At 43.8% G+C, this 26,472-nt stretch carries 24 protein-coding genes and 1 tRNA gene; 17 read left to right on the top strand and 8 right to left on the bottom strand.

Annotated elements, in window-relative coordinates; all coding sequences use genetic code 11:
* Positions 1–15: 15 nt before the first annotated feature.
* From cysC to HMPREF2794_RS10660, 14 genes are all read left to right on the top strand, one after another.
* Positions 16–621 (top strand): adenylyl-sulfate kinase, encoded by a 606-nt coding sequence (gene cysC / locus HMPREF2794_RS10725; protein ID WP_010537695.1) that lies wholly within the window; start codon positions 16–18, stop codon positions 619–621.
* An 8-nt stretch (positions 622–629) separates the two neighbouring features.
* Positions 630–1,550, top strand: coding sequence for a sulfate adenylyltransferase subunit CysD (cysD, locus tag HMPREF2794_RS10720; RefSeq protein WP_255323267.1), 921 nt, complete (start codon positions 630–632; stop codon positions 1,548–1,550).
* Between the two features lie 3 nt (positions 1,551–1,553).
* Positions 1,554–3,038 (top strand): sulfate adenylyltransferase subunit CysN, encoded by a 1,485-nt coding sequence (gene cysN, locus HMPREF2794_RS10715; protein WP_255323266.1) that lies wholly within the window; start codon positions 1,554–1,556, stop codon positions 3,036–3,038.
* Between the two features lie 11 nt (positions 3,039–3,049).
* On the top strand, positions 3,050–4,156 hold the full coding sequence (locus HMPREF2794_RS10710; protein ID WP_010537698.1) for a sulfotransferase family protein: 1,107 nt from the start codon (positions 3,050–3,052) through the stop codon (positions 4,154–4,156).
* An 18-nt stretch (positions 4,157–4,174) separates the two neighbouring features.
* A complete protein-coding gene (locus HMPREF2794_RS10705; protein ID WP_070751496.1) occupies positions 4,175–5,143 on the top strand; it encodes a PCMD domain-containing protein in 969 nt (322 codons plus the stop codon).
* A 320-nt stretch (positions 5,144–5,463) separates the two neighbouring features.
* On the top strand, positions 5,464–6,609 hold the full coding sequence (locus tag HMPREF2794_RS10700) for an OmpA family protein (RefSeq protein ID WP_022302405.1): 1,146 nt from the start codon (positions 5,464–5,466) through the stop codon (positions 6,607–6,609).
* Positions 6,610–6,683: 74 nt separating this feature from the next.
* Positions 6,684–7,100, top strand: a complete 417-nt coding sequence (gene ruvX / locus HMPREF2794_RS10695) for a Holliday junction resolvase RuvX (protein WP_008760699.1) — start codon at positions 6,684–6,686, stop codon at positions 7,098–7,100.
* 45 nt (positions 7,101–7,145) lie between these two features.
* Positions 7,146–7,700 (top strand): peptide deformylase, encoded by a 555-nt coding sequence (gene def, locus HMPREF2794_RS10690; RefSeq protein ID WP_022302404.1) that lies wholly within the window; start codon positions 7,146–7,148, stop codon positions 7,698–7,700.
* A 76-nt stretch (positions 7,701–7,776) separates the two neighbouring features.
* Positions 7,777–9,822: a tetratricopeptide repeat protein gene (locus HMPREF2794_RS10685; protein WP_070751495.1), complete on the top strand. Its 2,046-nt coding sequence runs from the start codon at positions 7,777–7,779 to the stop codon at positions 9,820–9,822.
* 82 nt (positions 9,823–9,904) lie between these two features.
* The gene (thrS, locus tag HMPREF2794_RS10680; RefSeq protein WP_008766072.1) at positions 9,905–11,845 is read left to right on the top strand and encodes a threonine--tRNA ligase; all 1,941 of its coding nucleotides are present in this window, start codon (positions 9,905–9,907) and stop codon (positions 11,843–11,845) included.
* A gap of 70 nt (positions 11,846–11,915) precedes the next feature.
* Positions 11,916–12,521: a translation initiation factor IF-3 gene (infC, locus tag HMPREF2794_RS10675; protein ID WP_010537703.1), complete on the top strand. Its 606-nt coding sequence runs from the start codon at positions 11,916–11,918 to the stop codon at positions 12,519–12,521.
* A 73-nt stretch (positions 12,522–12,594) separates the two neighbouring features.
* Entirely contained in the window at positions 12,595–12,792 is a 198-nt protein-coding gene (rpmI, locus tag HMPREF2794_RS10670; RefSeq protein WP_004297539.1) for a 50S ribosomal protein L35, read from the top strand.
* Positions 12,793–12,891: 99 nt separating this feature from the next.
* On the top strand, positions 12,892–13,242 hold the full coding sequence (rplT, locus tag HMPREF2794_RS10665) for a 50S ribosomal protein L20 (RefSeq protein WP_004297540.1): 351 nt from the start codon (positions 12,892–12,894) through the stop codon (positions 13,240–13,242).
* Positions 13,243–13,601: 359 nt separating this feature from the next.
* Positions 13,602–14,372, top strand: a complete 771-nt coding sequence (locus tag HMPREF2794_RS10660; protein WP_070751494.1) for an EFR1 family ferrodoxin — start codon at positions 13,602–13,604, stop codon at positions 14,370–14,372.
* On the opposite strand, the gene xpt is transcribed toward HMPREF2794_RS10660, so the two are convergent.
* The 8 genes from xpt to HMPREF2794_RS10620 all read right to left on the bottom strand — a co-directional run bounded on the left by xpt (position 14,366) and on the right by HMPREF2794_RS10620 (position 22,115).
* On the bottom strand, positions 14,366–14,938 hold the full coding sequence (xpt, locus tag HMPREF2794_RS10655) for a xanthine phosphoribosyltransferase (RefSeq protein WP_022301554.1): 573 nt from the start codon (positions 14,936–14,938) through the stop codon (positions 14,366–14,368). The genes HMPREF2794_RS10660 and xpt overlap by 7 nt on opposite strands.
* A gap of 96 nt (positions 14,939–15,034) precedes the next feature.
* Entirely contained in the window at positions 15,035–16,342 is a 1,308-nt protein-coding gene (locus HMPREF2794_RS10650) for a phenylacetate--CoA ligase (protein ID WP_070751493.1), read from the bottom strand.
* 11 nt (positions 16,343–16,353) lie between these two features.
* A complete protein-coding gene (locus HMPREF2794_RS10645) occupies positions 16,354–16,938 on the bottom strand; it encodes an indolepyruvate oxidoreductase subunit beta (RefSeq protein ID WP_010537707.1) in 585 nt (194 codons plus the stop codon).
* A 3-nt stretch (positions 16,939–16,941) separates the two neighbouring features.
* Positions 16,942–18,534 carry a thiamine pyrophosphate-dependent enzyme gene (locus tag HMPREF2794_RS10640; RefSeq protein WP_010537708.1) on the bottom strand — a complete coding sequence of 531 codons (1,593 nt, stop codon included), beginning with the start codon at positions 18,532–18,534 and terminating at the stop codon, positions 16,942–16,944.
* 80 nt (positions 18,535–18,614) lie between these two features.
* On the bottom strand, positions 18,615–19,652 hold the full coding sequence (gene mltG / locus HMPREF2794_RS10635) for an endolytic transglycosylase MltG (RefSeq protein WP_010537709.1): 1,038 nt from the start codon (positions 19,650–19,652) through the stop codon (positions 18,615–18,617).
* A gap of 104 nt (positions 19,653–19,756) precedes the next feature.
* Positions 19,757–20,638 (bottom strand): DNA/RNA non-specific endonuclease, encoded by an 882-nt coding sequence (locus HMPREF2794_RS10630; protein WP_010537710.1) that lies wholly within the window; start codon positions 20,636–20,638, stop codon positions 19,757–19,759.
* A 66-nt stretch (positions 20,639–20,704) separates the two neighbouring features.
* Positions 20,705–20,777: transfer RNA gene (locus tag HMPREF2794_RS10625), tRNA-Thr, on the bottom strand.
* 129 nt (positions 20,778–20,906) lie between these two features.
* The gene (locus tag HMPREF2794_RS10620) at positions 20,907–22,115 is read right to left on the bottom strand and encodes an ROK family transcriptional regulator (protein WP_010537711.1); all 1,209 of its coding nucleotides are present in this window, start codon (positions 22,113–22,115) and stop codon (positions 20,907–20,909) included.
* A gap of 342 nt (positions 22,116–22,457) precedes the next feature.
* Here HMPREF2794_RS10620 and HMPREF2794_RS10615 point away from each other — a divergent pair, with 342 nt between their 5' ends.
* The 3 genes from HMPREF2794_RS10615 to HMPREF2794_RS10605 all read left to right on the top strand — a co-directional run.
* Positions 22,458–24,335 (top strand): FAD-dependent oxidoreductase, encoded by a 1,878-nt coding sequence (locus HMPREF2794_RS10615; protein ID WP_010537712.1) that lies wholly within the window; start codon positions 22,458–22,460, stop codon positions 24,333–24,335.
* A 91-nt stretch (positions 24,336–24,426) separates the two neighbouring features.
* On the top strand, positions 24,427–25,527 hold the full coding sequence (locus tag HMPREF2794_RS10610; protein WP_010537713.1) for a DUF4434 domain-containing protein: 1,101 nt from the start codon (positions 24,427–24,429) through the stop codon (positions 25,525–25,527).
* 5 nt (positions 25,528–25,532) lie between these two features.
* Positions 25,533–26,472: MFS transporter (locus tag HMPREF2794_RS10605; protein ID WP_070751492.1), on the top strand; the 940-nt coding region annotated here is incomplete at its 3' end.

Genomic DNA, 26,472 nt, shown 5'->3' with positions numbered 1-26,472 from the left:
AAACATAATTTATAAATGGAAGAAAAGAATCATATATATCCGATCTTTGACCGCATGATGACGCGGAAGGACAAAGAAGAACTTCTGGGACAGCACAGCGTGATGATCTGGTTTACAGGTCTGAGCGGATCGGGAAAAAGCACGATTGCGATTGCATTGGAGCGCGAGCTCCATAAGCGCGGATTGCTTTGCCGTATTCTGGACGGCGACAATATCCGCAGCGGTATCAATAACAATCTGGGCTTCTCCGAAACCGACCGTGTGGAGAACATCCGTCGTATCGCCGAAGTCTCCAAACTGTTTCTGGACAGCGGTATCATTACGATTGCGGCATTTATCAGCCCCAATAATGATATCCGTGAAATGGCGGCGAATATTATCGGAAAGGATGATTTTCTGGAAGTTTTCGTAAGTACTCCGCTGGAAGAATGCGAAAAGCGGGATGTGAAAGGGCTGTATGCCAAGGCACGCAGAGGGGAAATTCAGAATTTCACCGGAATTTCTGCACCGTTTGAAGTGCCCGAACATCCGGCGTTGTCATTGGATACTTCGAAGCTGAGTCTGGAAGAGTCGGTCAATCGTCTGTTGGAGATGGTGTTGCCGAAAATAGAAAAGAAATAAATGAAGAAATTTCAAAAAAGATGGAAGAATATAAACTGAGCCATTTGAAAGAACTCGAAGCCGAGTCAATTCATATCATCCGCGAGGTGGCGGCGGAATTTGAGAATCCGGTGATGCTGTACAGCATCGGAAAAGATTCTTCGGTGATGGTGCGCTTGGCTGAAAAAGCGTTTTATCCGGGAAAAGTTCCCTTCCCGTTGATGCATATCGATTCGAAGTGGAAGTTTAAGGAAATGATCCAGTTCCGCGACGAATATGCCAAAAAATATGGCTGGAACCTGATTGTGGAAAGTAATATGGAAGCGTTTCATGCAGGGGTAGGACCTTTCACGCATGGAAGCAAGGTACATACGGACCTGATGAAGACGCAGGCATTGCTGCATGCGCTGGATAAATATAAATTTGATGCCGCATTCGGCGGCGCTCGTCGTGACGAAGAGAAATCGCGTGCCAAGGAACGTATCTTCTCTTTCCGTGATAAATTCCACCAGTGGGACCCGAAAAATCAGCGTCCTGAATTGTGGGATATCTACAACGCCCGTGTGCACAAGGGAGAAAGTATCCGTGTGTTCCCGATCAGTAACTGGACGGAACTGGATATCTGGCAATATATTCGCCTGGAGAATATCCCGATTGTTCCGCTATATTATGCTAAAGAGCGTCCTGTGATCAATCTGGATGGTAATATCATTATGGCGGATGATGAACGTCTGCCGGAAAAATACCGTGACCAGATCGAGATGAAGATGGTGCGTTTCCGTACATTGGGCTGCTGGCCGTTGACAGGTGCGGTAGAGAGCAGTGCGGCTACCATTGAAGAGATCGTGGAAGAGATGATGACAACTACCAAGAGCGAGCGTACTACCCGTGTGATTGACTTCGATCAGGAAGGAAGTATGGAGCAGAAGAAACGTGAAGGGTACTTTTAAGCAATTAAAAATCAGAGACTAAAAATGGAAATGGATAATAAGCTGGATATAAAGGCTTTTCTGGACAAAGATGAACAGAAGGACTTGCTGAGACTGTTGACCGCCGGTTCGGTAGATGACGGAAAATCGACTTTGATCGGACGTCTGTTGTTCGACAGTAAGAAACTGTACGAAGATCAGCTGGATGCATTGGAACGTGACAGTAAGCGCGTAGGGAATGCAGGCGAACATATAGACTATGCTTTGTTGCTCGATGGCTTGAAAGCGGAGCGTGAACAGGGAATCACGATTGACGTGGCTTACCGTTACTTCTCTACCAATGGCCGTAAATTTATCATTGCGGATACTCCGGGACACGAACAGTATACACGTAATATGATTACCGGTGGCTCTACGGCCAATCTGGCAATTATTCTGGTAGATGCCCGCACCGGTGTCATCACTCAGACACGTCGCCATACATTTCTGGTATCTTTGCTGGGTATTAAACATGTGGTGCTGGCTGTCAATAAGATGGACCTGGTGGACTTTTCTGAAGAACGGTTCAATGAAATCGTAGCGGAATACAAGAAGTTTGTAGAACCATTGGGTATTCCGGATGTGAACTGTATTCCTCTTTCTGCACTGGACGGAGATAACGTAGTAGACAAGTCCGAACGTACGCCGTGGTATAAAGGAATCTCTTTGCTGGACTTCCTCGAAACAGTACAGATCGATAATGACCATAACTTCACGGATTTCCGTTTTCCCGTACAGTATGTGCTGCGCCCGAATCTTGATTTCCGCGGCTTCTGTGGTAAAGTAGCATCGGGTATCGTACGCAAAGGAGATACAGTCATGGCACTGCCTTCCGGAAAGACTTCCAAAGTGAAGAGCATCGTGACGTATGACGGCGAACTGGAGTATGCTTTCCCGCCGCAGTCGGTTACGCTGACACTGGAGGACGAGATCGACGTCTCCCGCGGTGAAATGCTGGTGCACCCGGATAACCTGCCGGTGATCGACCGTAACTTTGAAGCAATGATGGTATGGATGGATGAAGAACCGATGGATATCAATAAATCCTTCTTTATCAAGCAGACGACCAACTTAAGCCGTACCCGTATCGACGCGATCAAATACAAAGTGGATGTCAACACGATGGAGCATCTTTCCATTGACAATGGACAACTGACAAAGGACAATTTGCCATTGCAACTCAATCAGATCGCCCGCGTTGTGCTGACTACTGCCAAGGAGCTTTTCTTTGATCCTTATCAGAAAAATAAATCTTGCGGTTCGTTTATTCTGATCGATCCGATTACGAACAATACTTCTGCCGTAGGTATGATTATCGACCGGGTAGAAATGAAAGATATGGCCGCCACAGACGATATCCCCGTACTGGATCTGTCGAAACTGGACATCGCCCCGGAACATCACGCTGCCATAGAAAAAGCCGTGAAGGAACTGGAACGCCAGGGACTCTCCATAAAAGTGATTAAATAAAATGTAGAACGATGGGATTACTAGAATTTAATAAACTTCCGATTAATACGTTGGTAGGTGCCGACTGGAAAACGTTTAAGGCGATCACTGCCGGTCGTGATATTGATGCTGCTTATAAAGGGAAATATCGGTTGACTAAAGCGGTGTGCCGCCTGCTTTCTCCGCTGGCCGCATTGCAGGATAGACGTTACGAAAAGTTGCTGGCAAATCAACCGCTCGAACATGATCCGGTATTCATTCTGGGACATTGGCGGAGTGGAACGACTTTTGTACATAACGTATTTTCTTGCGATAAGCATTTTGGCTATAATACGACTTACCAGACCGTATTCCCGCATCTGATGATGTGGGGACAGCCTTTCTTCAAGAAGAATATGAGCTGGCTGATGCCGGACAAACGTCCGACTGATAATATGGAACTGGCTGTGGATCTTCCTCAGGAGGAAGAGTTTGCCTTGTCGAACATGATGCCTTATACCTATTATAACTTCTGGTTCCTGCCTAAATATCAACAGGAATATGCGGACAAGTATCTGCTGTTTGATGATATCAGCGACGAGGAACTGAAAGTATTTGAAGAGGTATTCACGAAATTGATCAAGATTTCTTTGTGGAACACCAAGGGTACGCAATTTCTCAGCAAGAACCCTCCTCATACGGGCAGGGTGAAAGAACTGGTGAAAATGTTCCCGAACGCCAAGTTTATCTACCTGATGCGTAACCCGTATACGGTATTTGAATCTACACGCAGTTTCTTTACAAATACCATCCAGCCCCTGAAACTGGAAGATATCAGCAATGAACAATTGGAGGAGAATATCCTTTCTATCTATGCAAAGCTGTATCATAAGTATGAATCGGATAAGAAATACATTCCCGAAGGCAACCTGATCGAAGTGAAGTTTGAAGACTTCGAAGCGGACGCGATGGGAATGACGGAGAATATTTATCAGTCACTTTCTATCCCCGGCTTCGCCGAAGCACAAGGAGATATCGCGAAATATGTCGGCGGCAAGAAGGGATACAAGAAGAATAAATATAAATATGACGACCGGACAATTCGATTGGTAGAAGAAAACTGGGATTTTGCTTTGAAACAATGGGATTATAATTTATAAAAGAAAGGATAAGTATTGATGATTAAGAAAATGGTTCATCGCCTGTTTCTGACAGGCTTCGTTGCATTTTTTTCTTCCTTGTCTTTGATGGCGCAGCCTAAAGTGGAAATGGTCCCCTTCGGGGATATGGACCAGTGGGTGGACCGCCAGATAAAAGAGTCGGGGATTATCGGGGGAAATACGAAGAATGTATATGCGATAGGTCCGACGAGCGTGGTCAAGGGAGATCAGGTGTATAAGAATATGGGTGGCTCGCCGTGGGCGACATCAAACGTGATGGCGAAAGTAGCGGGTATTACCAAAACGAATACGTCGGTTTTCCCGGAAAAACGGGGAGATGGTTACTGCGCGCGTCTGGATACCCGTATGGAAAGTGTGAAGGTATTGGGACTTGTCAATATTACCGTATTGGCCGCCGGTTCTATCTTTACGGGATCTGTGCACGAACCGATCAAGGGCACCAAGAACCCGCAGAAAATGCTGCAGACCGGGATTCCGTTTACAAAGAAACCGGTCGCTCTCCAGTTTGACTATAAAGTGAAGATGTCCGACAGGGAAAAACGTATCCGTGCTACCGGTTTCAGTAAAATTACAGATGTAGCGGGCAAGGATTATCCGGCTGCTATTTTATTTTTGCAGAAACGCTGGGAAGATGCCGACGGAAATGTTTATGCCAAGCGTATCGGAACGTTGGTGACTTATTACTATCACTCTACTGACTGGAAGAATAATGCCACGTATGAAATTATGTATGGAGACATCACCAGCCGTCCCGAATATAAACCTCATATGATGCGTCTGCAGGTGACGGAGAACTATACGGTCAACAGTAAAGGTGAGAGTGTGCCTATCCATGAAGTAGGATGGGGAGATGAAAATGACGAACCGACTCACCTGTATATTCAGTTTACATCCAGCCACGGCGGAGCTTACATCGGCTCACCCGGAAATTCATTATGGGTGGATAATGTAAAACTGGTATATTAATAATGTAACGGAAAAAAGGAAGGATAGCCAATGATAATCAATATCATTGGTTATTTTTTTTGCTTTTGTTTTTCTTTCAAAAATGTTGGCTAAGACGGCTGTAGGCTATCTAACACTTTTATCATCTCATATAAATATCATGGGGAAATGTTTTTTTACGAGTTTTTTTGCGTGTATTACAATAAATATCTATATTTGCACTAAATTTATAGAAAAAGGGTGGAGATTTATATCTCTTTAGTTTTAAGATTTAGAGCCTGTAGAGTTGTTGTTATAGCGTAACACAAACTGCATTATATTATTTACTAAAATAAATTGAGATGAAAAAGGGTTTATTGTTTATTTTAATGGTAGGGGCTTCTGTGTGCCTGTCTGCTCAGGAAAAAGGAAAAACAGAAGGTAAAGCCTACACTGTAGAAACTAATCGTTTTGGGGCCAATTGGTTCATTAGTGGTGGCGTTGGTGGTCAAATGTACTTTGGCGACAACGACGGTAAAGCGGATTTCGGAAAACGTATTGCTCCGGCACTTGATATTGCCGTAGGTAAATGGTTTACTCCGGGTATCGGATTGCGTGTAGCATACAATGGTCTTCAAGCTAAGGGAGCTGCTCCCAGCGCTAGTACCTTGTATACAAAGGGTGGTACTTACTCTAATGGCTACTACAAGCAGAAATGGAACATGGCTAATTTCCACGGTGATGTTCTTTTCAACCTTTCTAACATGTTCTGCGGTTACAACGAAGACCGTCTTTACTCATTCATTCCTTATGTAGGTGCGGGTGTGGCTCTTTCCTGGTCAGAACCTCATCAGCAAAACTTGGGTATCAACGCTGGTTTAATCAACCGTTTCCGTGTATCGGACGCTTGGGATATCAACCTTGAATTGCGTGGCCTTTTGATGAAGGATGCATTCGGCGGAACTTCTAAAGAAGGTATGGCCGGTGTAACTGTGGGTGTAACTTACAAATTCAAGAAACGCGGATTCAACGCTGTTCCTACTGTACCGATGGTACCGGAAAGCCAGTTGGACGACATGAGAAACAGAATGAACTCTCTGAAGAGTGAAAACGAATCTCTGAAACGTGACCTGGTTGAAGCACGCAACAAGAAGCCGGAAGTTATCGTGAAGAAAGAAGGCGGTTTCGTTCCGCGTCTGGTAGTTGTATTCAACATTGGCAAGAGCAACATCAGCAAGAGAGAATACATGAACATCGAAGCTATGGCTAAGGGTATCAAGGCTAATCCGGAAAAGACATTTACTGTTACAGGATATGCTGACAAGGGTACCGGTTCTGCTGAATACAACATGAAGTTGAGCAAGAAGAGAGCTGAAGCTGTACGTGACTTGATGGTAAACGAATTTGGTGTACCTGCTTCTCAACTGAAGGTTGATTACAAGGGTGGTGTAGGCAATATGTTCTACGACGACGCTAAGTTGAGCCGTGTTGCTATCGTGGAAGAATAATCCAGATTTGAAATAATAGAATAAAAGAGACGTTTCCTTTCGCGGGAAGCGTCTTTTTTGTATTTTTGTACCCCATGAGCAGAATAGTAGCTATAGATTATGGAAGGAAGCGTACGGGAATAGCCGTAAGCGATACGTTGCAACTGATTGCAAACGGACTGACCACGGTGCCTACACACGAACTTCTGAACTTTATCGGTGAGTACGTGGCAAAGGAACCGGTAGAGCGGATCATCATAGGATTGCCCAAACAGATGAATAATGAAGCGTCGGAAAATATGAAGAACATCGAACCCTTTGTCCGCTCATTGAAAAAACGCTTTCCGGAGCTTCCTGTAGAATATGTGGACGAGCGTTTTACGTCCGTTCTCGCGCATCGCACCATGCTGGAGGCGGGGCTGAAAAAGAAGGACCGGCAGAATAAAGCACTGGTGGATGAGATAAGCGCGACTATTATTCTGCAAACATATTTGGAGAGTAAACGTTTTTAATAATAAGACAGAGAATAATTTAATTTTTTAGCAGAGTATAAAAATATGATTTTACCAATTTATGTATATGGCCAGCCTGTTCTGAGAAAGGTGGCAGAGGACATAACCCCGGAGTATCCGAACCTGAAAGAGCTGATTGCAAATATGTTTGAAACAATGGTGCATGCAGATGGCGTGGGACTGGCTGCTCCGCAGATCGGACTGCCGATCCGTGTCGTTACAATTACCTTAGATCCGCTTTCGGAGGACTATCCGGAATTTAAGGATTTTAATAAAGCATATATCAATCCTCATATCATCGAAGTAGGTGGCGAAGAAGTCAGTATGGAAGAAGGCTGCCTGAGTCTGCCCGGTATTCATGAGGCTGTGAAAAGAGGGGATAAGATCCGTGTGAAATACATGGACGAGAACTTCGTGGAGCACGATGAGGTGGTGGAAGGCTATCTGGCAAGGGTGATGCAGCACGAGTTCGACCATTTGGACGGAAAGATGTTTATCGATCACCTTTCTCCGCTACGCAAACAAATGATAAGAGGAAAATTAAATACGATGCTGAAAGGAAAAGCACGTAGTTCATATAAGATGAAACAGGTGAAATAAAGATAAAAAACGTTTATATCCCTGTTAAGTAAGCGAAAAGCATTATTTTTGTTTCGTTTACAAGCATAAAATATCAATGATAAAAAGAATACTAACAGTTTTATTGCTGTTCCCCACACTGGTTTGTGCTCAGATTAATACAGAGCGGGTGATGACTATCGCCCGCAATGCATTGTATTTTGAGGACTATGTGCTATCTATTCAGTATTTCAACCAGGTAATTAACGCGAAGCCCTATTTGTATGAGCCCTATTTTTTCAGGGCGCTGGCAAAGGTGAACCTGGAAGATTACCAGGGAGCGGAAGCGGATTGTAATGAAGCAATCAAGCGGAATCCGTTTGTTGTAGGTGCATATCAGGTTCGTGGATTGGCGCGGATTCGTCAGAATAAATTTGACGGAGCGATCGAAGATTATCAGAAAGCATTGCACTATGATCCCGAAAATATCACTTTGTGGCATAATCTGACCTTATCTCATATTCAGAAAAAGGATTACGATGCGGCAAAGGAGGATTTGGAAAACTTGCTGAAGGTTTCTCCGCGATATACACGTGCTTATCTGATGAGGGGAGAGGTCTCTTTGCAGCAGAAGGATACGGTTGCGGCATTGAAGGACTTTAATACGGCTCTCGAACTGGATAAGTATGATCCGGATGCCTGGTCGGCAAGAGCTATCGTCCGCTTGCAGCAGGCGAACTATGCAGAGGCGGAAGCGGATTTGGACCGTGCGATTCATCTGAGCGCGAAGAATGCGGGAAATTATATTAATCGTGCTTTGGCCAGATTTCATCAGAATAATCTGAGAGGGGCCATGAGCGATTATGATCTGGCTTTGGATATTGATCCGAACAACTTTATCGGACATTATAACCGTGGTTTGCTCCGTGCCCGTGTCGGGGATGATAACCGTGCCATCGAAGACTTCGATTTTGTGATCCAGATGGAACCGGATAATATGATGGCTATCTTCAACCGTGCGTTGCTTCGTGCACAGACGGGAGATTACCGTGGGGCTATCAAGGACTATACGACAGTTATCGACCAGTATCCGAACTTCCTCGCAGGATATTATCATCGTGCGGAAGCCCGCAAGAAGATCGGCGACAAGAAGGGGGCGGAACAGGATGACTTTAAACTGCTGAAGGCGCAGCTTGACAAGCAGAATGGAGTAGCGGACAAAGACGTTGCCCAGAATAAGGACAAGGAGAATCAGAACGGCGAGAATGGAGACGAAGGCGAGGAAGGAAAAACTCGTAAGAAGTCTGATAAGAACATGAACAACTATCGTAAGATTGTGATTGCCGATGATTCTGAAGCTGACCAGCGCTATACAAGTGATTACCGCGGACGGGTACAGGATAAGAATGTGAACATTAAACTGGAGCCGATGTTTGCTCTGACTTATTATGAGAAGTCGAGTGAAGTGAAGCGTTCGGTGAATTTCCACAAGTTTATCGAAGATTTGAATCTGTCGAATGTACTGCCGAAGCGTATCCGTATCACCAATATGGAAGCTCCGCTGACAGAAGAACAGGTGAAATTCCATTTTGCCTTGATAGACACGCACACCTCGGCTATTGTAGCCGATGACAAAAGTGCTCCGAAGCGTTTTGCCCGTGCCATTGATTTTTATCTGGTGCAGGACTTCTCCAGTGCGGTTGCCGATCTGACTCAGGCTATATTGCTGGACGGTGATTTCTTCCCGGCCTATTTCATGCGCTCGCTGATTCGTTGTAAGCAACTGGAATATCAGAAGGCTGAACAGGCTGCCGAAGCGGACTTGCCGAGTGGCGGTGCTGCCAAGGAAGTGAGTGCGGTGGATTATGAAGTGGTCAGAAAAGACTTGGACAAGGTGATCACGCTGGCTCCGGACTTTGTTTACGCTTATTATAATCGTGCCAATGTAGCGGCTATGCTGAAGGATTACCGGGCTGCGATTGTCGACTATGATAAGGCGATTCAGCTGGCTCCGGACTTTGCGGACGCTTATTTCAACCGGGGGCTTACGCATATTTTCTTGGGTAACAATAAGGCGGGAATCTCTGATTTGAGCAAAGCCGGCGAACTGGGAGTTGTTTCTGCTTACAACGTGATCAAACGTTTCACAGAACAGGCAGAATAACATTTTTTTGATAAAAAATAGAAAACTCAAAAGATTTCGTTACTTTTGCGTGCTAATTATGAAAATATAACATCATCATATTATGATAAAGATAACATTTCCCGATGGCTCCGTTCGTGAGTATAACGAAGGAGTGAACGGTTTACAGATTGCAGAAAGTATCAGTTCACGTTTGGCACAGGATGTGCTGGCATGTGGTGTGAACGGCGAGACTTATGATTTAGGACGTCCTATTAATGAAGATGCTGATTTCGTACTTTATAAATGGGATGATGAGGAAGGTAAACATGCATTTTGGCACACAAGCGCTCACTTGCTGGCTGAAGCTTTGCAGGAACTTTATCCGGGTATCCAGTTTGGTATCGGACCGGCTATCGAAAACGGTTTCTACTATGATGTAGACCCGGGAGAAGCCGTGATTAAAGAAAGTGACCTGCCTGCTATCGAGGCGAAGATGCTTGAATTGTCGGCAAAGAAAGAAGCGGTAGTCAGAGAAAGCATTTCGAAGACGGACGCTCTGAAAATGTTCGGCGACCGTGGCGAAACGTATAAATGTGAATTGATCTCCGAACTGGAAGACGGACATATTACCACTTACACTCAGGGTGCATTTACTGACCTTTGCCGTGGTCCTCACTTGATGACGACTGCTCCGATTAAGGCTATCAAGCTGACAACAGTTGCCGGTGCTTACTGGCGCGGTCACGAAGACCGTAAGATGCTGACCCGTATCTATGGTATCACATTCCCGAAAAAGAAAATGCTGGATGAATATCTGGTATTACTGGAAGAAGCCAAGAAGCGTGACCACCGTAAGATCGGTAAGGAAATGCAGCTGTTTATGTTCTCCGAAACGGTAGGTAAGGGACTTCCGATGTGGTTGCCGAAAGGTACTGCGTTGCGTCTGCGCCTACAGGAGTTCCTGCGCCGTATCCAGACACGCTATGACTACCAGGAAGTAATTACTCCGCCAATCGGCAACAAGCTGTTGTATGTAACTTCCGGCCACTATGCAAAATATGGTAAGGATGCTTTCCAACCGATTCATACTCCGGAAGAAGGAGAGGAGTACTTCCTGAAACCCATGAACTGTCCGCATCACTGCGAGATATACAAGAATTTCCCGCGTTCGTACAAGGATCTTCCGTTGCGTATCGCAGAATTCGGTACGGTATGCCGCTATGAACAAAGTGGTGAGCTTCACGGTTTAACTCGTGTACGCAGCTTTACTCAGGATGACGCGCATATTTTCTGCCGTCCGGATCAGGTGAAAGATGAGTTCCTCCGTGTGATGGATATCATTTCTATCGTGTTCCGTTCAATGAATTTCCAGAACTTCGAGGCTCAGATATCACTCCGTGATAAAGTGAACCGTGAAAAATATATCGGTAGCGACGACAACTGGGAGAAAGCTGAACAGGCTATTATCGAAGCTTGTGAGGAAAAAGGTCTGCCGGCGAAGATTGAGTACGGTGAAGCCGCTTTTTATGGTCCTAAGCTCGACTTTATGGTAAAAGATGCTATCGGTCGCCGTTGGCAGCTGGGAACGATTCAGGTAGACTATAACTTACCGGAACGTTTTGAACTGGAATATATGGGCTCTGACAACCAGAAACACCGTCCGGTAATGATTCACCGCGCACCGTTCGGATCAATGGAACGCTTTGTTGCCGTACTGATCGAACATACTGCCGGTAAGTTCCCGTTGTGGCTGACTCCGGATCAGGTGGCTATCCTGCCGATCAGTGAGAAGTTCAATGAGTATGCGGAACAGGTGAAGATGTATCTGAAAATGCATGAGATTCGCGCTATTGTGGACGACCGCAACGAAAAGATCGGGCGTAAGATCCGTGACAATGAAATGAAACGCATTCCTTATATGCTGATTGTAGGTGAAAAAGAAGCTGAAAATGGTGAAGTTTCTGTTCGCAGACAAGGGGAAGGCGACAAAGGAACCATGAAATATGAAGAATTTGCTAAAATTTTGAACGAAGAAGTTCAGAATATGATAAATAAATGGTAACTTTGCAGCCGTTTCATGATAAATATTTAGTAGAACAATAAAAAATCAAACTAGGAAGTAAACGTTTTTAATGAAGAATGACACTTTAAAAGGGCAATATAGAATCAATGAACAGATTCGTGCCAAAGAAGTCCGCATCGTGGGCGACGAGATTGAACCGAAAGTATATCCTATCTTTCAGGCCTTGAAAATGGCCGAAGAGAAAGAACTGGATTTAGTTGAAATTTCCCCCAATGCTCAACCTCCTGTTTGTCGTATTATTGATTACTCTAAATTTCTTTATCAATTAAAGAAACGTCAGAAGGAGCAGAAAGCGAAGCAGGTTAAAGTGAACGTGAAGGAAATCCGTTTCGGACCTCAGACTGACGATCATGATTACAACTTTAAGCTGAAACATGCCAGAGGCTTTCTGGAAGACGGGGATAAGGTAAAGGCTTATGTATTCTTTAAGGGGCGTTCCATCCTTTTCAAGGAACAAGGTGAAGTGTTGTTGCTTCGTTTTGCCAACGATCTCGAGGATTATGCAAAGGTGGATCAGATGCCGGTACTGGAAGGAAAGCGTATGACAATCCAGCTCTCTCCGAAGAAGAAAGAAGCGCCTAAGAAGCCTTCAGTTTCCAAACCGGTAACTCCGGGGCAAAAGGCTGAAAAGCCGGAAGCAGGCGAGGAAGAATAAAAAAGAATGAGTGCGTGGCGCGCAGGTATAGTGCGTCACCATTATATATTTAATAATTTTAAAAACAAGTAAGATGCCAAAGATGAAGACTAACTCCGGTTCTAAAAAAAGGTTTACCCTTACCGGAACAGGTAAAATCAAAAGAAAGCACGCTTTTCACAGTCACATTCTGACTAAGAAATCGAAAAAGAGAAAAAGAAATCTGTGCTACTCAACAACTGTTGATACAACAAATGTAAGCCAGGTTAAGGAACTCTTAGCAATGAAGTAATCAAAAGCGTACAAAGTATTATTAAAGTATTAACCGAATGCTTTAGCCTGAAGTTCGTTGCGTGAAGTAACGGCGCTAACATTCAAAAAAAGTAAAACTATGCCAAGATCAGTAAATCATGTTGCTTCAAAAGCAAGAAGAAAGAAAATTTTGAAATTAACCAGAGGTTACTTTGGTGCAAGAAAAAATGTATGGACCGTAGCTAAAAACACTTGGGAAAAGGGTTTGACTTACGCGTTCCGTGACCGTAGAAATAAGAAAAGAAACTTCCGCGCTCTTTGGATACAACGTATCAACGCTGCTGCACGTCTTGAAGGAATGTCTTATTCTAAATTGATGGGCGGTTTGCACAAAGCCGGTATTGAAATAAATCGTAAGGTTTTGGCTGATTTAGCAATGAATCATCCGGAAGCTTTCAAAGCTGTGGTTGCTAAAGCAAAAGCTGCTTAAGTTTCAATCGTTTAGGATTTACAAAGTGTCAGTTATCGAAGCGGTAACTGGCACTTTTCTTTTGTTAGGCGGAGAGAAAGGATGAAAAAAAATGTTAGTAGGCAAACAAATTCTTTCTTTTTCTTGCTATTCTCAGAGAATCTTATTACATTTGTGATACAAAAATATTAGCCGTATCGACTGGATCGGGAAACTCTTCAAATTAATCTGATGCACCGAGAAAGCTTCGTTCTTCAATGGCGGGCCACATCCTTCGGGACAGCTTTTAAGCCGGTGGATTACAAAGAGGGCGAGCGCTCAAATCTTGTTCTATCAGAGTTTCATCACATCGTCGATGCGGCTTTTTTATATACTTTTCTATGATATTCTATTTTTCAGGTACAGGTAACTCTAAATGGATTGCGAATCAGCTTTCCAAAAAACAACAAGAAGATTTGTTTTTTATTCCCGATGCATGGAAGAATGATACATGGGAGTTCTCTCTGCGGGAGGATGAGAAGATCGGTTTTGTCTTTCCGGTATATTCGTGGGCGCCTCCTGTGATTGTACAGGAGTTTATTCGTAAGCTGTCTTTGAAAGGTTATCGGCAGCAATATTTGTTTTTCGTGTGCTCGTGTGGAGATGATACGGGGCTGACTCAGCAGGTGATGGAAAAAGCACTGGCTGCGAAGGGATGGACGTGTAATGCCGGATTTTCGGTGATTATGCCCAATAACTATGTCTTGTTTCCCGGATTTGATGTGGATAGCAAGGAGTTGGAAGAGAAGAAACTGGCGGAAGCGGTTCCGGCGCTGGAAAGGGTCAATCGGTTGATAGCCGAAAAGGAATATGTGTTTGCTTGTAAAGAGGGGAGTTTCCCTTTTCTCAAGACACGGATTATAAATCCGTTATTTGTCCGTTATCAGATGTCTCCCAAGCCTTTCTATGCTACGGACGACTGTATCGGATGCAAACGGTGTGAGAAAAGTTGTCCGGTAGGGAATATCACGATGAAGGACAGAAAGCCTGCCTGGGGGAATAACTGCACCGCCTGCCTGGCATGTTATCATGTGTGTCCTCAGCAAGCGGTGCAGTATGGTAAAAAGACCAAAGGCAAGGGGCATTATTTCAACCCCGACTCTGCTTATTGATCTTTTATTTTGATACAGCAGTTGGACAGGTCTTCGATGATGGCAAGGCTTTCTACCCTGACGCCTTTCTCTTCCAGTATTTTGCGCCCGTTTTGGAAAGCTTTTTCGATAATGAATCCCATTCCTACCAATTTTGCTCCGGATTGCTCTATGAGGTCGAGAATGCCTAGTGCGGCGTTTCCATAAGCGAGGAAGTCGTCAACGAAAAGGACATTGTCACCGGGAGTCAGAAAATCGGCACTGATTACCACTTCATAATCACGGTCTTTAGTGAATGAATGTACGGTAGTGCTTAGTGCGTTCTGAATGGTCTTGGGTGATTTCTTTTTGGCGAATACGACCGGTAAGTCCATCAGATAGCCGGTCATGATGGCAGGAGCGATGCCGCTTGCCTCGATAGTCATGATCTTGTTTACGTTTGTGGCTGCAAAGCGGCGGACAAATTCTACTCCGATTGATTTCATCAGGACAGGGTCCATCTGGTGATTAATAAAACCATCTACTTTCAGGATACCTCCTTCGTAGCACTTTCCGTCCTGCAGGATTCTTTTTTTTAGTAATTGCATTATAATCTAATAATTAAATAATGTGCTAATATGCCATTTGTTACTGATATCACGCAGTATTGGGTTGGCATATTAGCACATCGGCTATTTGAATATTTATTTGTTGTCTCTTAAGTCCTTCACTCTGACGGCTTTTCCCTCGCTTTGCGGGAGAGACCCTTTCTTTACCAGTTTTACTTTTGGAGTAACCAGTATTTCATCTTTTAATTGACGGATAATATCTCTGCGGATCTTTTCCAGTTCGATATAGTTGTCTGTAGAAAGATCGCTTAGTTCCACTTCGACGATCATCTCGTCCTGATTGTTGACTGTCTCCAGGGTAATCAGATAGTTGCTTCCTAATTCCGGGAACTGAACCAGAATCTTTTCGACCTGCATCGGGAAGATGTTGACTCCCTTGATGATAAACATATCGTCACTGCGTCCTTTGATTCGGTCGATACGGAGATGACTACGGCCACACGGACATTTTCCGGGTAGTATGCGGGTGAGGTCGCGGGTGCGGTAGCGGATGAGCGGCATCATTTCACGATCAAGCGTAGTGAGTACCAATTCACCGATTTCTCCTTCGGGAACAGGTTCGCCTGTTTCGGGATCGATGATTTCTACCAGGTAGCAATCTTCCCAGAAGTGCATTCCGTTCTGTTCCTGACATTCGAAGGCAACGCCGGGACCATTCATTTCCGTCATACCAAAACTGTTGTATGCTTTCACATTCAACATCCGTTCTATTTTCCGGCGCTGTTCGTCGGTATGTGGTTCGGCACCGATCACTAAGGTTTTCAGAGTTGTTTCTCTCGGATCGATCCCTTCTTCCTGAAACACTTCGGCAAGGCGGATAGCGTAGCTCGGAATGGCGTGTAAAGCGGTTGTCTTAAAGTCGTTGATGAATTTTATCTGCCGTTTGCTGTTTCCGGCAGCGGCAGGTACGGTGAGGCAGCCAAGACGCTCCGCGCCATATTGGAAGCCCAGTCCACCTGTAAACATCCCATATCCGGAACTGTTCTGGAAGACATCTGTCTGGCGGATTCCTACCATATAAAGGCAACGGGCTACCAGATTGGCCCACGAGTCGAGGTCATGTTGTGAATGTACGATGACTGTCGGGTTTCCTGTGGTTCCACTGGAAGAGTGGATACGTACACCGTCGCTTTTCATGTCGCCTGCCACTAGTCCGAAGGGGTAGTTGGCGCGCATGTCTGATTTAGTGGTGAAAGGGATTTTGCGGATATCGTCCAATGACCGGATGCTGTCTCCGGTGATGCCGTTCTTGCTGAAGACCTCTTTGTAATAAGGTGAGTTAGCGGCTATGTTAATCGTTTTTTTGAGTCGCTGAAGCTGCAGTTCCTGCAACTTCTCGCGACTCATGGTTTCAATTTCTTCTTCCCAGTATTGTGTACTCATGATTGTGATAGTTATTGCATTAGCTTTTCTGCAATTTCCTTGCCGGCAGCCAGTGCTTTAAGATTCATTTCGACAATTGCTTCTCCTTTGCGCAGGAAGATTTCGCGGATGCTGTCTTGCACCTTCTCATAATCGATACCGAGGAATGGAATGGTTGCCCCCAGCAAAACGATATTGGCGACCCGTGCAGAACCTACTTCTTTTGCCACTTTATCCACATTCAGTACGATCTTGTGCGGCAATTTATTGATTTCAGCCATTACTTTGTCTTCTTCCGGATAATTGGGGATGTTGACGAACGGAGTTTCGTTGGTTACCAGCCAGCCTTCCGAACTGAGATAAGGAAGATAGCGCAGACCTTCCATCGGTTCCAGCGAAATGATAAGGTCGCATTTGCCGGATGGTATCAGATCCGAAGCAATCGGCTTGTCGCTGATGCGGAGGTTGGATTGAACGTCTCCACCACGCTGGCTCATTCCGTGTACTTCTGCTTGCTTCATGTAAAGTCCTTCTTTCAAAGCAGCTTTACCGATTACTGTAGCGATGGACAAAATTCCCTGTCCACCTACTCCTGATAGTATAATGTCTTTTTTCATGGCTTACTTACTTCTTTTTTTGCGTGCTAATGTTTGGATACACTCTCTGCGCGGGATGATGACGGATACGCCGTTGTATTCGATTTCCTCGCGTATGATCTGTCTCATTTCCTCGTGGTTCTTTTTCAATGGAACAACGACACGGATATGGGCGGGATCGACTCCCAGACCGATACAGATGGATTCGATGCGTCCTGTGCCGGCAGAGTCCTGGCCGCCGGTCATTGCTGTTGTCTCATTGTCTGAAATGACGATAACGACGTTGGCATTTTCGTTGACACAGTCCAGTAAGCCGGTCATTCCGGAGTGTGTAAAGGTGGAATCACCGATAACGGCAACGGACGGATGAAGACCTCCGTCAGCCGCACCTTTCGCCATTGTGATGGAAGCACCCATGTCTACGCATGAATTGATCGCGTTGAACGGAGCGTTTGCTCCCAGGGTGTAGCAACCGATGTCGCTGAATACCTTATGGGAAGGATATTCTTCCTTAAGTACTTCTGTCAGTGTGATGTACATATCACGGTGCCCGCATCCTTCGCACAGTGCGGGAGGGCGCATTTCTACTACAGAAGGTATGCCGAATTCGGATTTGTTTTCTTTGCCGACTGCGCGTGCTACAGAGTCCGGATTTAATTCTCCGTCTTGTGACAGTGTGCCGTCCAGACGTCCTTTTACTTTGATACCGATGCCCAGATAGCCTTTCAGATGCTTTTCTACGAATGGTTGTCCGTCTTCCAGTACCAGAATTTCGTCGCAGGATTCAACCAGTTGCAGCAATTGCTTTTTAGGCAATGGATACTGGCCAATTTTAAGTACCGGGTATTCGCAACCTTCGGGATAGTTTTCCATCAGATAGTTGTAACCGATACCACAAGCGATGATTCCCAGTTTTTTGTTAGGACCGTCTGTGTATTTGTTGTAAGGAGACTCTTCGGAAGCCTTGATGAATTCATCCTGGCGTGCAAGTAATGCTTTATAGCGTTTACGGGCATTTCCCGGCAATAGGATAAACTGGCGGGGATCTTCGCTGAATGAGATGCCATTCTGCGGTTTCTGTTCTTTGCGCTCTACTCCGGAACGGGAGTGTGCAAGACGGGTAACCATGCGCATTAAAATCGGTTCGCCTGTCTTTTCTGAGAATTCGAATCCGTTGTATACCATGTCGTATGCCTCCTGCTGGTTACTGGGCTCGTACATCGGTATCAGGGAGAAGTCCCCGTAGAAACGGCTGTCCTGCTCATTCTGTGAAGAGTGCATGCTGGGATCATCGGCTGCTATCACAATCAGTCCCCCTTTCACACCTGTGATGGCAGAATTGACGAAGCAGTCTGCAGCCACATTCATGCCCACATGCTTCATACACACTAAGGCACGTTTGCCTACAAATGACATACCCAATGCAGCTTCCATGGCAGTTTTTTCGTTGGCACACCAACGGTTATGTATATTCTGCTCAGTGGTTATAGGCGCCATTTGGATATATTCAGTAATCTCAGTTGAAGGAGTACCGGGATAGGCATATACACCTGAAAGTCCGGCATCCAGTGCAGCTTGTGCAATGGCTTCATCGCCAAGTAAGAGTTGCTTGCTCATATATTTCCTTTATTAGTGTTGATCACAGTTTGTTATTCTATCGCGCAAAGATAGCCTTTTTAGCTCGTTTTATCACAAAATTACTTGAAAATCTTTCTTTCATTAAGTGCTTTCCAATATTTTCTTGCATTTGCCATGTGATCGGCATAATTGGATGCGAAATTGTGGGTACCGGAGAAATCTTCTTTCGCGCACATGTAGATGTAATTGTGTTTCGTGTAGTTTAATACACTGTCCAATCCTTTTTTAGAAGGGATACGGATGGGGCCCGGAGGTAATCCGGTGTTAATGTACGTATTGTAGGGGGAATTGACTTTCAGGTGTTCATTGGTGATGCGTCGCAGGCCGAAATCCTGTAAGGCAAACTTGATGGTCGGGTCTGCCTGTAGTGGCATATCTGTGTGCAGGCGGTTGATGTATAAGCCGGCTACCACTGGCTTTTCTTCATTGTTGTTGGTTTCTTCTTCAACAATGGAGGCGAGGGTGCAGACTTCTTCCGGTGTCATGCCGATGGCGGTTGCCCGGGCAAGGCGTTCGTCGTTCCAGAATCGTTGGTGTTCTGTTTGCATACGTTTGAAGAACTCGTCGACGCTCATATCCCAGTATACCTGATAGGTTTCGGGGATAAAGAGGCAAGCCATAGTGATCGGTGTATATCCCATTTCTGCCTGAAATGTGGAATCGAATAAGTGGCGGGCTATCTCGGCGGAGTCGATCATTAGTTGCTTGCCGACACTCCGTGCGAGCCGGTCTAATGTCCGCACGCTTCCGATAGTGAGGTTTATCGGTTCCTGATAACCTCTGGAAAGTCGGCTGAATACATGATATACGTTGTCATTCGGTCGTATTGCATAACGTCCGGTGTGTATGTTTTGATTCAGTTTTTTATATTTTGCCATCCAGAGGAAGCCGGTGAATTGGTTGACATGACCGGTTTGCCTGATCTTATTGTAGATAGAATCTGTCGTATCATCCCGGTCTATATATACATAGACTGTTTTGGAAGGATGAAACTGCGGAGCGAACAGATAATAATAGACTGTTCCTCCGACAATGGCGCACAGAAGGAAGGCTCCGATCAGAATGGATAATAAGATATTCCTTGTTTTCTTTTTCATTTTGAGACGTTACTTTAAAAATTGCGTCAAAGATAGGAAGATTTTGGATAGGAGCGATTCCTTTCAGTGATGAATAGTTGAAATCCGGCTGAATTTGTCGGATGTCAGTGAGGCCACTGGTAATAATCGGCATTGGCTTCTACTTCATTTTCTATTTCATCGGGCAAGGGAGAGAAGAAGTCCATGTTGGTCAGCTTCTCGATGCTGTCGATTGTCACTGCGTAGGTGGAAAGCGGCTCTACCGCTTGTCTGTTGTTGAATAAGAACCCGATGCCACGGACCGGCTTGACAAAAGGAGAGAGGACTACTTTGAAGAACCGTTCGGGTACTGCTACTTTGTTTTTTCCGATAGTCCGGGATGACTGGTTGATGATAGGTCCGCATATAATGATGATAGCACTATCGGCTATCGCCCAGTCTCTTATTTTTTCTTCCAGATTTTTCCAGCCCCTTCTGTTGAGTTGTGGATGTTGCGGACACATATTGCTGAAATAGAAGGATTCTTTCATGACTTCAGGGCTCCATTTCATGTCGGCAGCAGGTGCCATGTGTCCTTTGTCATATCCCGAACGTGCATAATCCGCATTGGTTGCAATTGTACCTTTTACTAAAGGGTCGGCAATGAAGTTGTCGCTTCTCTTTTCTTTTCCTTTTGTTTCCTGACGGGTCAGCTCATAAGAAACCCAATTCGGAATTTTCAAATCTTTATTGTAGGAAACCGTATATCCCTTGTGATGAATGATCTGTTCCTGACGGGGAACTGATGAAACGGGAATTTCCAAATCTTTGTCGGAAGGGATGGGGCGGGAAACTGATGTTTCTGTCTGATTCTGACTACTGCTGTGCTGGACACTGTATTGCTGATAGTACAGATAGAGCCCGTAACAAATGGGAATGAGTACAATGACGGCAATGATACATCCTAATCTCTGACTGGAATGTGACTTCTTCTTCTTAAATAATCTCCTGCTCTTACCTCGTTTCATGCGATTTGCTTTGGGGGTTAATAAGAAAAGCGCTAACTATTCTGTAGTTAGCGCTTTATTGTCAAGAGCCGCTAGCCAGACTTGAACTGGCGACCTACGCGTTACGAATGCGTTGCTCTACCAACTGAGCTATAGCGGCGGTTTGTCTCTCGTTTACGGCGTGCAAAATTACAGCTTTATTTGAGAAAACAAAAGGATTCTGAATATTTTTTGAGCTTTAATTTAAAATCGTCCTCTGCCATAACTCTTTGCATAAAGTAGCGGTGGTTTAGCTTTCGAACATTCTGCTGCGTGCCAGCATACATGCGCCTACAATGCCTGCTTTATCTTTCAATTTGGACGTAATGATGGCAGAATCTTTATTGACCAGATTGAGTGAATATTTGCGTACCGCTGTCTTGATGGGCTGGGTGATGTAATCTCCTGTTAAAGATACTGTTCCGCCTATAATGACCAGTTCCGGATTAAAGATATTGATTAATCCTGCAATCTGTTTGCCCAGTTTTTGCCCAATTTCCTCGACAATCTCAATGCAAAGCAAATCTTCCTTGTTGACGGCTGTGATGATTTCGTCAAGCGTAATAGGATCTTCTTCTCCGGATATTCGGGTAGAAAGGATAGAACTTTCTCCACTTTGGATGCGTTCCAGAAGAATACGGTGAAGGGCAGAGCCGGATGCTTCTGTTTCCAGGCATCCTTTCTTGCCGCAATGGCAAATGATTTCATTATCGTATGCATTAACATGGCCGAATTCTCCCGAGAATCCTGATTTTCCGGTATAAACTTTGCCGTCGATAATGATTCCGATACCGACTCCCCAGCTGACGTTGACGAAAATAATATCTTTTTCTCCTTTTACACATCCTTGCATATACTCTCCGTAAGTCATGGCACGGGTGTCATTGTCAATGGTCACTTTATGGCCAAGCTTTTCTGATAGAACATCCGCTAACGGGCGTTCTTCAAAATTGAACTGGCTGAAACTATAGCCGGATTCCGGATTGACACGTCCCGATACATTGACATTGATATTTAAAATCTTCTCCTTATTAATAGGAAGCTTTTTTATGAAGTTGAGAATGAGCTTGCATAACTCGTTCATTCCTTCTATCGAGTTCTCAAATTTATAAGGGATATTCATTTTAAGTTCGACCATATCACCCTTAAAGTTGATTAGCCCGATATTGACAGCAAATCTTTTTATGTCTACACCTATAAAATAACCGGATTCCGGATTCAGTCCGTAGAGATTCGGATGGCGTCCTCCGCTGGTTTCCAGTTTCCCATAATCATTAATGTAGCCATCTTCACACATCTCGCCAATAAATTTGGTAATAGTGGGCACACTTAAGTCCAGCTCTTTTGAAAGATCGGGAATGGTGGAACTTCCATTATATATATAATGTGTAATAATCCTCTTTTTAACTAGGGCATTTTTGGAGCCCATTTCTATTTCTTTCAAAAATTGTTGGTTCATACGTCTTACTTATTTTCTAATATCCACAAAGATAATTAATTTTTTTATTAAATAAAGAGTTTTGCGACGAAAAAATTAGAATTGAATCTCTATATATGGTTTGTTGATTTCCCATAGAGAAGGGAATCTATTATAGATAATTATTTGAAATCTTTTTATATGATGATGTATTATAGTGAGTTATCCTCTAAAATGATAAATATATTTCCTCTATTAATGAATAATAGTGCTAAAATCAACTTTATTAATAAAATATTTTATTATCTATTGTTTATTTAATAAATATAGCTATCTTTGTGTCGTGATATTAATTAAGAAGTGTTGTAACCAAATCGTTCTAAAATGAAAAACTTACTCCAAACACTCTGTGGGCTATTTCTGGTGGTATTCTATTCCTCTTGTATGAATTCAGGAGATAATAGAGTAGATGTACTGATTGTAGGTGGTGGCGCCAGTGGTGTGACCTCAGGAATTCAGGCAGCCCGTATGGGAGCAAATACCTTAATTTTAGAAGAAACTACTTGGTTGGGTGGGATGTTGACTTCGGCAGGTGTAAGTGCCGTCGATGGAAATTATAGATTGCCTGCCGGACTTTGGGGAGAATTCAAAAACAGATTGTCAGATTATTATGGAGGGTTAGATTCCTTGAAGACAGGCTGGGTGAGCAATGTATTATTTGAGCCTTCAGTTGGAAATAAGATCTTTCACGAAATGGTATCGGCAGAAAAGAATCTGAAAGTCTGGAAACAGACTCGCCTTGAAGAAGTAAAAAGGGTGGGTGATGAGTGGATAGCTAAAGTGAATGTGGAAGGGCAGGGAATGAAGACTGTCCGGTCAAAGGTGATGATTGATGCTACTGAACTGGGAGATGTGGCAAAAATGTGCGGAGTGGGATATGACATTGGTATGGAGAGCAAAAATGATACACACGAAGATATTGCTCCTGAGAAGCCGAACAATATTGTGCAGGATATCACTTATGTTGCCATACTGAAGGATTATGGAAAGGATGTGACTATTCCGGAACCGGAAGGCTATGATCCTAAAGAATTTGCTTGTGCGTGTGCTAATCCGGTATGTATTACTCCCAAGGAGCCGGACCGTGTCTGGTCTAAAGAAATGATGATTACTTATGGGAAGCTGCCTAATCATAAATATATGATTAACTGGCCGATAGAAGGTAATGATTATTATATCAATCTGATTGAGATGTCTCCGGAGGAACGCGGAAAAGCTTTGGAATATGCCAAACATTATACAATGTGTTTTGTCTATTTCTTGCAGCATGAGCTGGGATACAATACATTGGGCCTGGCAGATGACGAATATCCGACCGAAGACAAGCTGCCTTTTATTCCTTATCACAGAGAGTCCAGAAGAATTCATGGATTGGTTCGTTTTAATCTGAATCACGCTCTGAATCCATATACACAAGATGAAAAACTATATCGTACTTGTATCGCAGTAGGCGATTATCCTGTAGATCATCATCATACCCGCTATCATGGCTATGAGGAATTACCTAATCTTTATTTTCATCCGATACCTTCTTATGGTTTACCGTTGGGTACATTGATTCCGAAGGATGTTGATGGCTTGATTGTTGCCGAAAAATCCATTTCAGTATCGAATATCATAAATGGGACGACTCGTTTACAGCCGGTGGTATTGCAGATAGGACAGGCAGCAGGTGCTTTGGCTGCGCTTGCAGTAAAAAATAATCAGAAGATTGATGAAGTCTCTGTCCGTGATGTCCAGAATGCTATTCTGGATGCAAAAGGATATCTGCTTCCTTATCTGGATGTGCCTGTGACGGATGTGAAGTTTGCGTCTTATCAACGGATTGGCTCTACCGGTATATTAAAAGGAGAAGGGAAGAACGTGGATTGGTCTAATCAGACTTGGCTGAGAGCGGATACAGTTTTACTCGCTTCCGAACTGGATGGATTGTTTGATGTATATCCTGCATCAAAAGATGAATGGAAGAAAACCGGAACGGAGAAATTAAGTATTGCAGAAGCCGTTCAGCTTGTCCGGAAAATAGCGGAAAACGAAAGGCTGGCTGTTACCGTTGATCCGGAAACTCTATGGAAAGCATACGGATTTCAGACGTTGGATATGAATCGGGATATCTTGAGAGGAGAAATGGCTGTTTTGATTGATCAGGTTTTAGATCCTTTCAATAAGAAACAGGTGAGCATAACGGGGAAATATATCTGAACCATATAAATGCCGCTCAATTGTTTTTGTGAGACTCTGTATATTCAATAGGTTAACATATATATGAAGTAAAAACAAAAAAATTAAAACTATGGAAACTAATAATCGTAGAGATTTCTTGAAGAAGGCAGCTCTGGCCGGAGCTTCCGCTTTAGTTGCCCCTTCGTTATTTGCAGCCGAGGGAGAGGGAAGGGGAGGACTTTCTCCGATAAACAAGGCTGGCGATTTGGAAAGCAAATTAATTGTTCCTAAAAATAATGGCTTGAAAATTACAGGAACCTTTTTGGATGAAATATCTCATGATATTCCTCATCAGAATTGGGGTGAGAAAGAATGGGATCTGGATTTTCAGCACATGAAGAGAATTGGTATCGACACGGTGATCATGATTCGTTCCGGTTACCGTAAATTTATGACTTATCCTTCGCCTTATTTATTGAAGAAGGGATGTTATATGCCATCAGTCGATTTAGTGGATATGTATTTGCGTCTGGCTGAGAAATATAATATGAAATTCTATTTTGGATTATATGACTCAGGACGTTATTGGGATACAGGTGATTTAAGTTGGGAGATTGAGGATAACAAGTATGTGATTGACGAAGTGTGGAAGATGTACGGAGAGAAGTATAAAAGTTTTGGAGGCTGGTACATCAGCGGAGAAATTAGCCGGGCAACGAAAGGAGCCATTGACGCCTTTCGTGCTATGGGAAAGCAATGTAAAGATGTATCAAACGGACTTCCTACTTTTATCTCTCCGTGGATTGACGGAAAAAAAGCGATCATGGGAACAGGAAAATTGACCAGAGAAGATGCGGTTTCTGTACAACAACACGAAAAAGAATGGAATGAAATTTTCGATGGTATCCATGAGGTGGTAGACGCATGTGCTTTTCAAGATGGACATATTGACTATGATGAATTGGATGCATTCTTCTCTGTCAATAAAAAATTAGCAGATAGGTATGGTATGCAATGCTGGACAAATGCTGAGTCTTTTGACCGTGATATGCCTATTAATTTTCTACCCATTAAATTTGATAAGCTTCGGATGAAACTCGAAGCTGCCAAACGAGCCGGATATGATAAGGCTATTACCTTCGAGTTTTCTCATTTTATGAGTCCTCAATCTGCTTATTTGCAGGCCGGACATTTATATGATAGATATAGAGAATATTTTGAAATAAAATAAACAATATGAAGTCTGCAATTAACTTTAGCTATCTTATATTCCTTTCTGTTGTGGCTGCATTAGGAGGGTTTTTGTTCGGATATGATACTGCTGTCATCTCCGGAACAATTGCTCAGGTTAGTCAACTTTTTCAACTGGATGCTTTGCAACAAGGATGGTATGTGGGATGCGCTTTGATAGGTTCTATTGTTGGTGTCCTTTTTGCAGGGATTTTGAGTGACAAACTGGGACGAAAATTAACGATGGTTATTTCGGCTGTTTTGTTTTCTACATCTGCTTTGGGTTGTGCTATTTCTGCGGATTTCACTCAACTGGTTATTTATCGCATTATCGGTGGAGTGGGTATTGGAGTCGTTTCTATTGTCTCTCCTTTATATATATCCGAAGTCTCGGTGGCACAGTACAGAGGGCGTCTGGTTTCTCTGTATCAGTTGGCGGTAACTGTTGGATTTCTCGGAGCTTATCTGGTCAATTATCAATTACTTGGATATGCGCAAAGCGGTTCGCAGTTGAGTATAGACTGGTTGAATAAAATATTTGTGACTGAAGTATGGAGAGGAATGTTGGGAATGGAAATGTTGCCGGCTGTGTTGTTCTTCATTATTATATTTTTCATTCCTGAAAGTCCCCGTTGGCTGATCGTAAAAGGAAAAGAAGAAAAAGCTGTCAATATATTAGAGAAAATATATAATTCTGTTTCAGAGGCAACAAGTCAATTAAATGAAACGAAATCCGTTTTGACGTCTGAAACAAAATCTGAATGGGCTTTACTGATGAAACCGGGAATTTTTAAGGCAGTCATCATTGGTGTGTGCATTGCGATTCTTGGTCAATTCATGGGCGTGAATGCCGTACTTTATTACGGTCCTTCTATTTTTGAAAATGCAGGCCTTTCCGGAGGGGATTCTTTATTTTACCAAGTTCTCGTAGGACTAGTTAACACCT

Source organism: Bacteroides sp. HMSC067B03 (genome assembly GCF_001811315.1).
In the GTDB taxonomy this organism is placed as follows: Bacteria; Bacteroidota; Bacteroidia; order Bacteroidales; family Bacteroidaceae; genus Bacteroides; species Bacteroides faecis.
Note: the sequence above shows the minus strand (reverse complement) of the source record. Positions and strands in the feature narration are given on the sequence as shown.

What these genes read in the sequence shown, in the direction of transcription:
- xpt (WP_022301554.1), bottom strand. Translation starts at nt 14,938, where the DNA reads ATGCAATTACTAAAAAAAAGAATCCTGCAGGACGGAAAGTGCTACGAA.
- rplT (WP_004297540.1), top strand. Translation starts at nt 12,892, where the DNA reads ATGCCAAGATCAGTAAATCATGTTGCTTCAAAAGCAAGAAGAAAGAAA.
- mltG (WP_010537709.1), bottom strand. Translation starts at nt 19,652, where the DNA reads ATGAAAAAGAAAACAAGGAATATCTTATTATCCATTCTGATCGGAGCC.
- rpmI (WP_004297539.1), top strand. Translation starts at nt 12,595, where the DNA reads ATGCCAAAGATGAAGACTAACTCCGGTTCTAAAAAAAGGTTTACCCTT.
- HMPREF2794_RS10610 (WP_010537713.1), top strand. Translation starts at nt 24,427, where the DNA reads ATGGAAACTAATAATCGTAGAGATTTCTTGAAGAAGGCAGCTCTGGCC.
- thrS (WP_008766072.1), top strand. Translation starts at nt 9,905, where the DNA reads ATGATAAAGATAACATTTCCCGATGGCTCCGTTCGTGAGTATAACGAA.
- HMPREF2794_RS10650 (WP_070751493.1), bottom strand. Translation starts at nt 16,342, where the DNA reads ATGAGTACACAATACTGGGAAGAAGAAATTGAAACCATGAGTCGCGAG.
- ruvX (WP_008760699.1), top strand. Translation starts at nt 6,684, where the DNA reads ATGAGCAGAATAGTAGCTATAGATTATGGAAGGAAGCGTACGGGAATA.
- HMPREF2794_RS10615 (WP_010537712.1), top strand. Translation starts at nt 22,458, where the DNA reads ATGAAAAACTTACTCCAAACACTCTGTGGGCTATTTCTGGTGGTATTC.
- HMPREF2794_RS10620 (WP_010537711.1), bottom strand. Translation starts at nt 22,115, where the DNA reads ATGAACCAACAATTTTTGAAAGAAATAGAAATGGGCTCCAAAAATGCC.
- HMPREF2794_RS10710 (WP_010537698.1), top strand. Translation starts at nt 3,050, where the DNA reads ATGGGATTACTAGAATTTAATAAACTTCCGATTAATACGTTGGTAGGT.
- HMPREF2794_RS10685 (WP_070751495.1), top strand. Translation starts at nt 7,777, where the DNA reads ATGATAAAAAGAATACTAACAGTTTTATTGCTGTTCCCCACACTGGTT.
- HMPREF2794_RS10640 (WP_010537708.1), bottom strand. Translation starts at nt 18,534, where the DNA reads ATGAGCAAGCAACTCTTACTTGGCGATGAAGCCATTGCACAAGCTGCA.
- HMPREF2794_RS10660 (WP_070751494.1), top strand. Translation starts at nt 13,602, where the DNA reads ATGATATTCTATTTTTCAGGTACAGGTAACTCTAAATGGATTGCGAAT.
- HMPREF2794_RS10705 (WP_070751496.1), top strand. Translation starts at nt 4,175, where the DNA reads ATGATTAAGAAAATGGTTCATCGCCTGTTTCTGACAGGCTTCGTTGCA.
- infC (WP_010537703.1), top strand. Translation starts at nt 11,916, where the DNA reads ATGAAGAATGACACTTTAAAAGGGCAATATAGAATCAATGAACAGATT.
- def (WP_022302404.1), top strand. Translation starts at nt 7,146, where the DNA reads ATGATTTTACCAATTTATGTATATGGCCAGCCTGTTCTGAGAAAGGTG.
- HMPREF2794_RS10645 (WP_010537707.1), bottom strand. Translation starts at nt 16,938, where the DNA reads ATGAAAAAAGACATTATACTATCAGGAGTAGGTGGACAGGGAATTTTG.
- HMPREF2794_RS10630 (WP_010537710.1), bottom strand. Translation starts at nt 20,638, where the DNA reads ATGAAACGAGGTAAGAGCAGGAGATTATTTAAGAAGAAGAAGTCACAT.
- HMPREF2794_RS10700 (WP_022302405.1), top strand. Translation starts at nt 5,464, where the DNA reads ATGAAAAAGGGTTTATTGTTTATTTTAATGGTAGGGGCTTCTGTGTGC.
- cysC (WP_010537695.1), top strand. Translation starts at nt 16, where the DNA reads ATGGAAGAAAAGAATCATATATATCCGATCTTTGACCGCATGATGACG.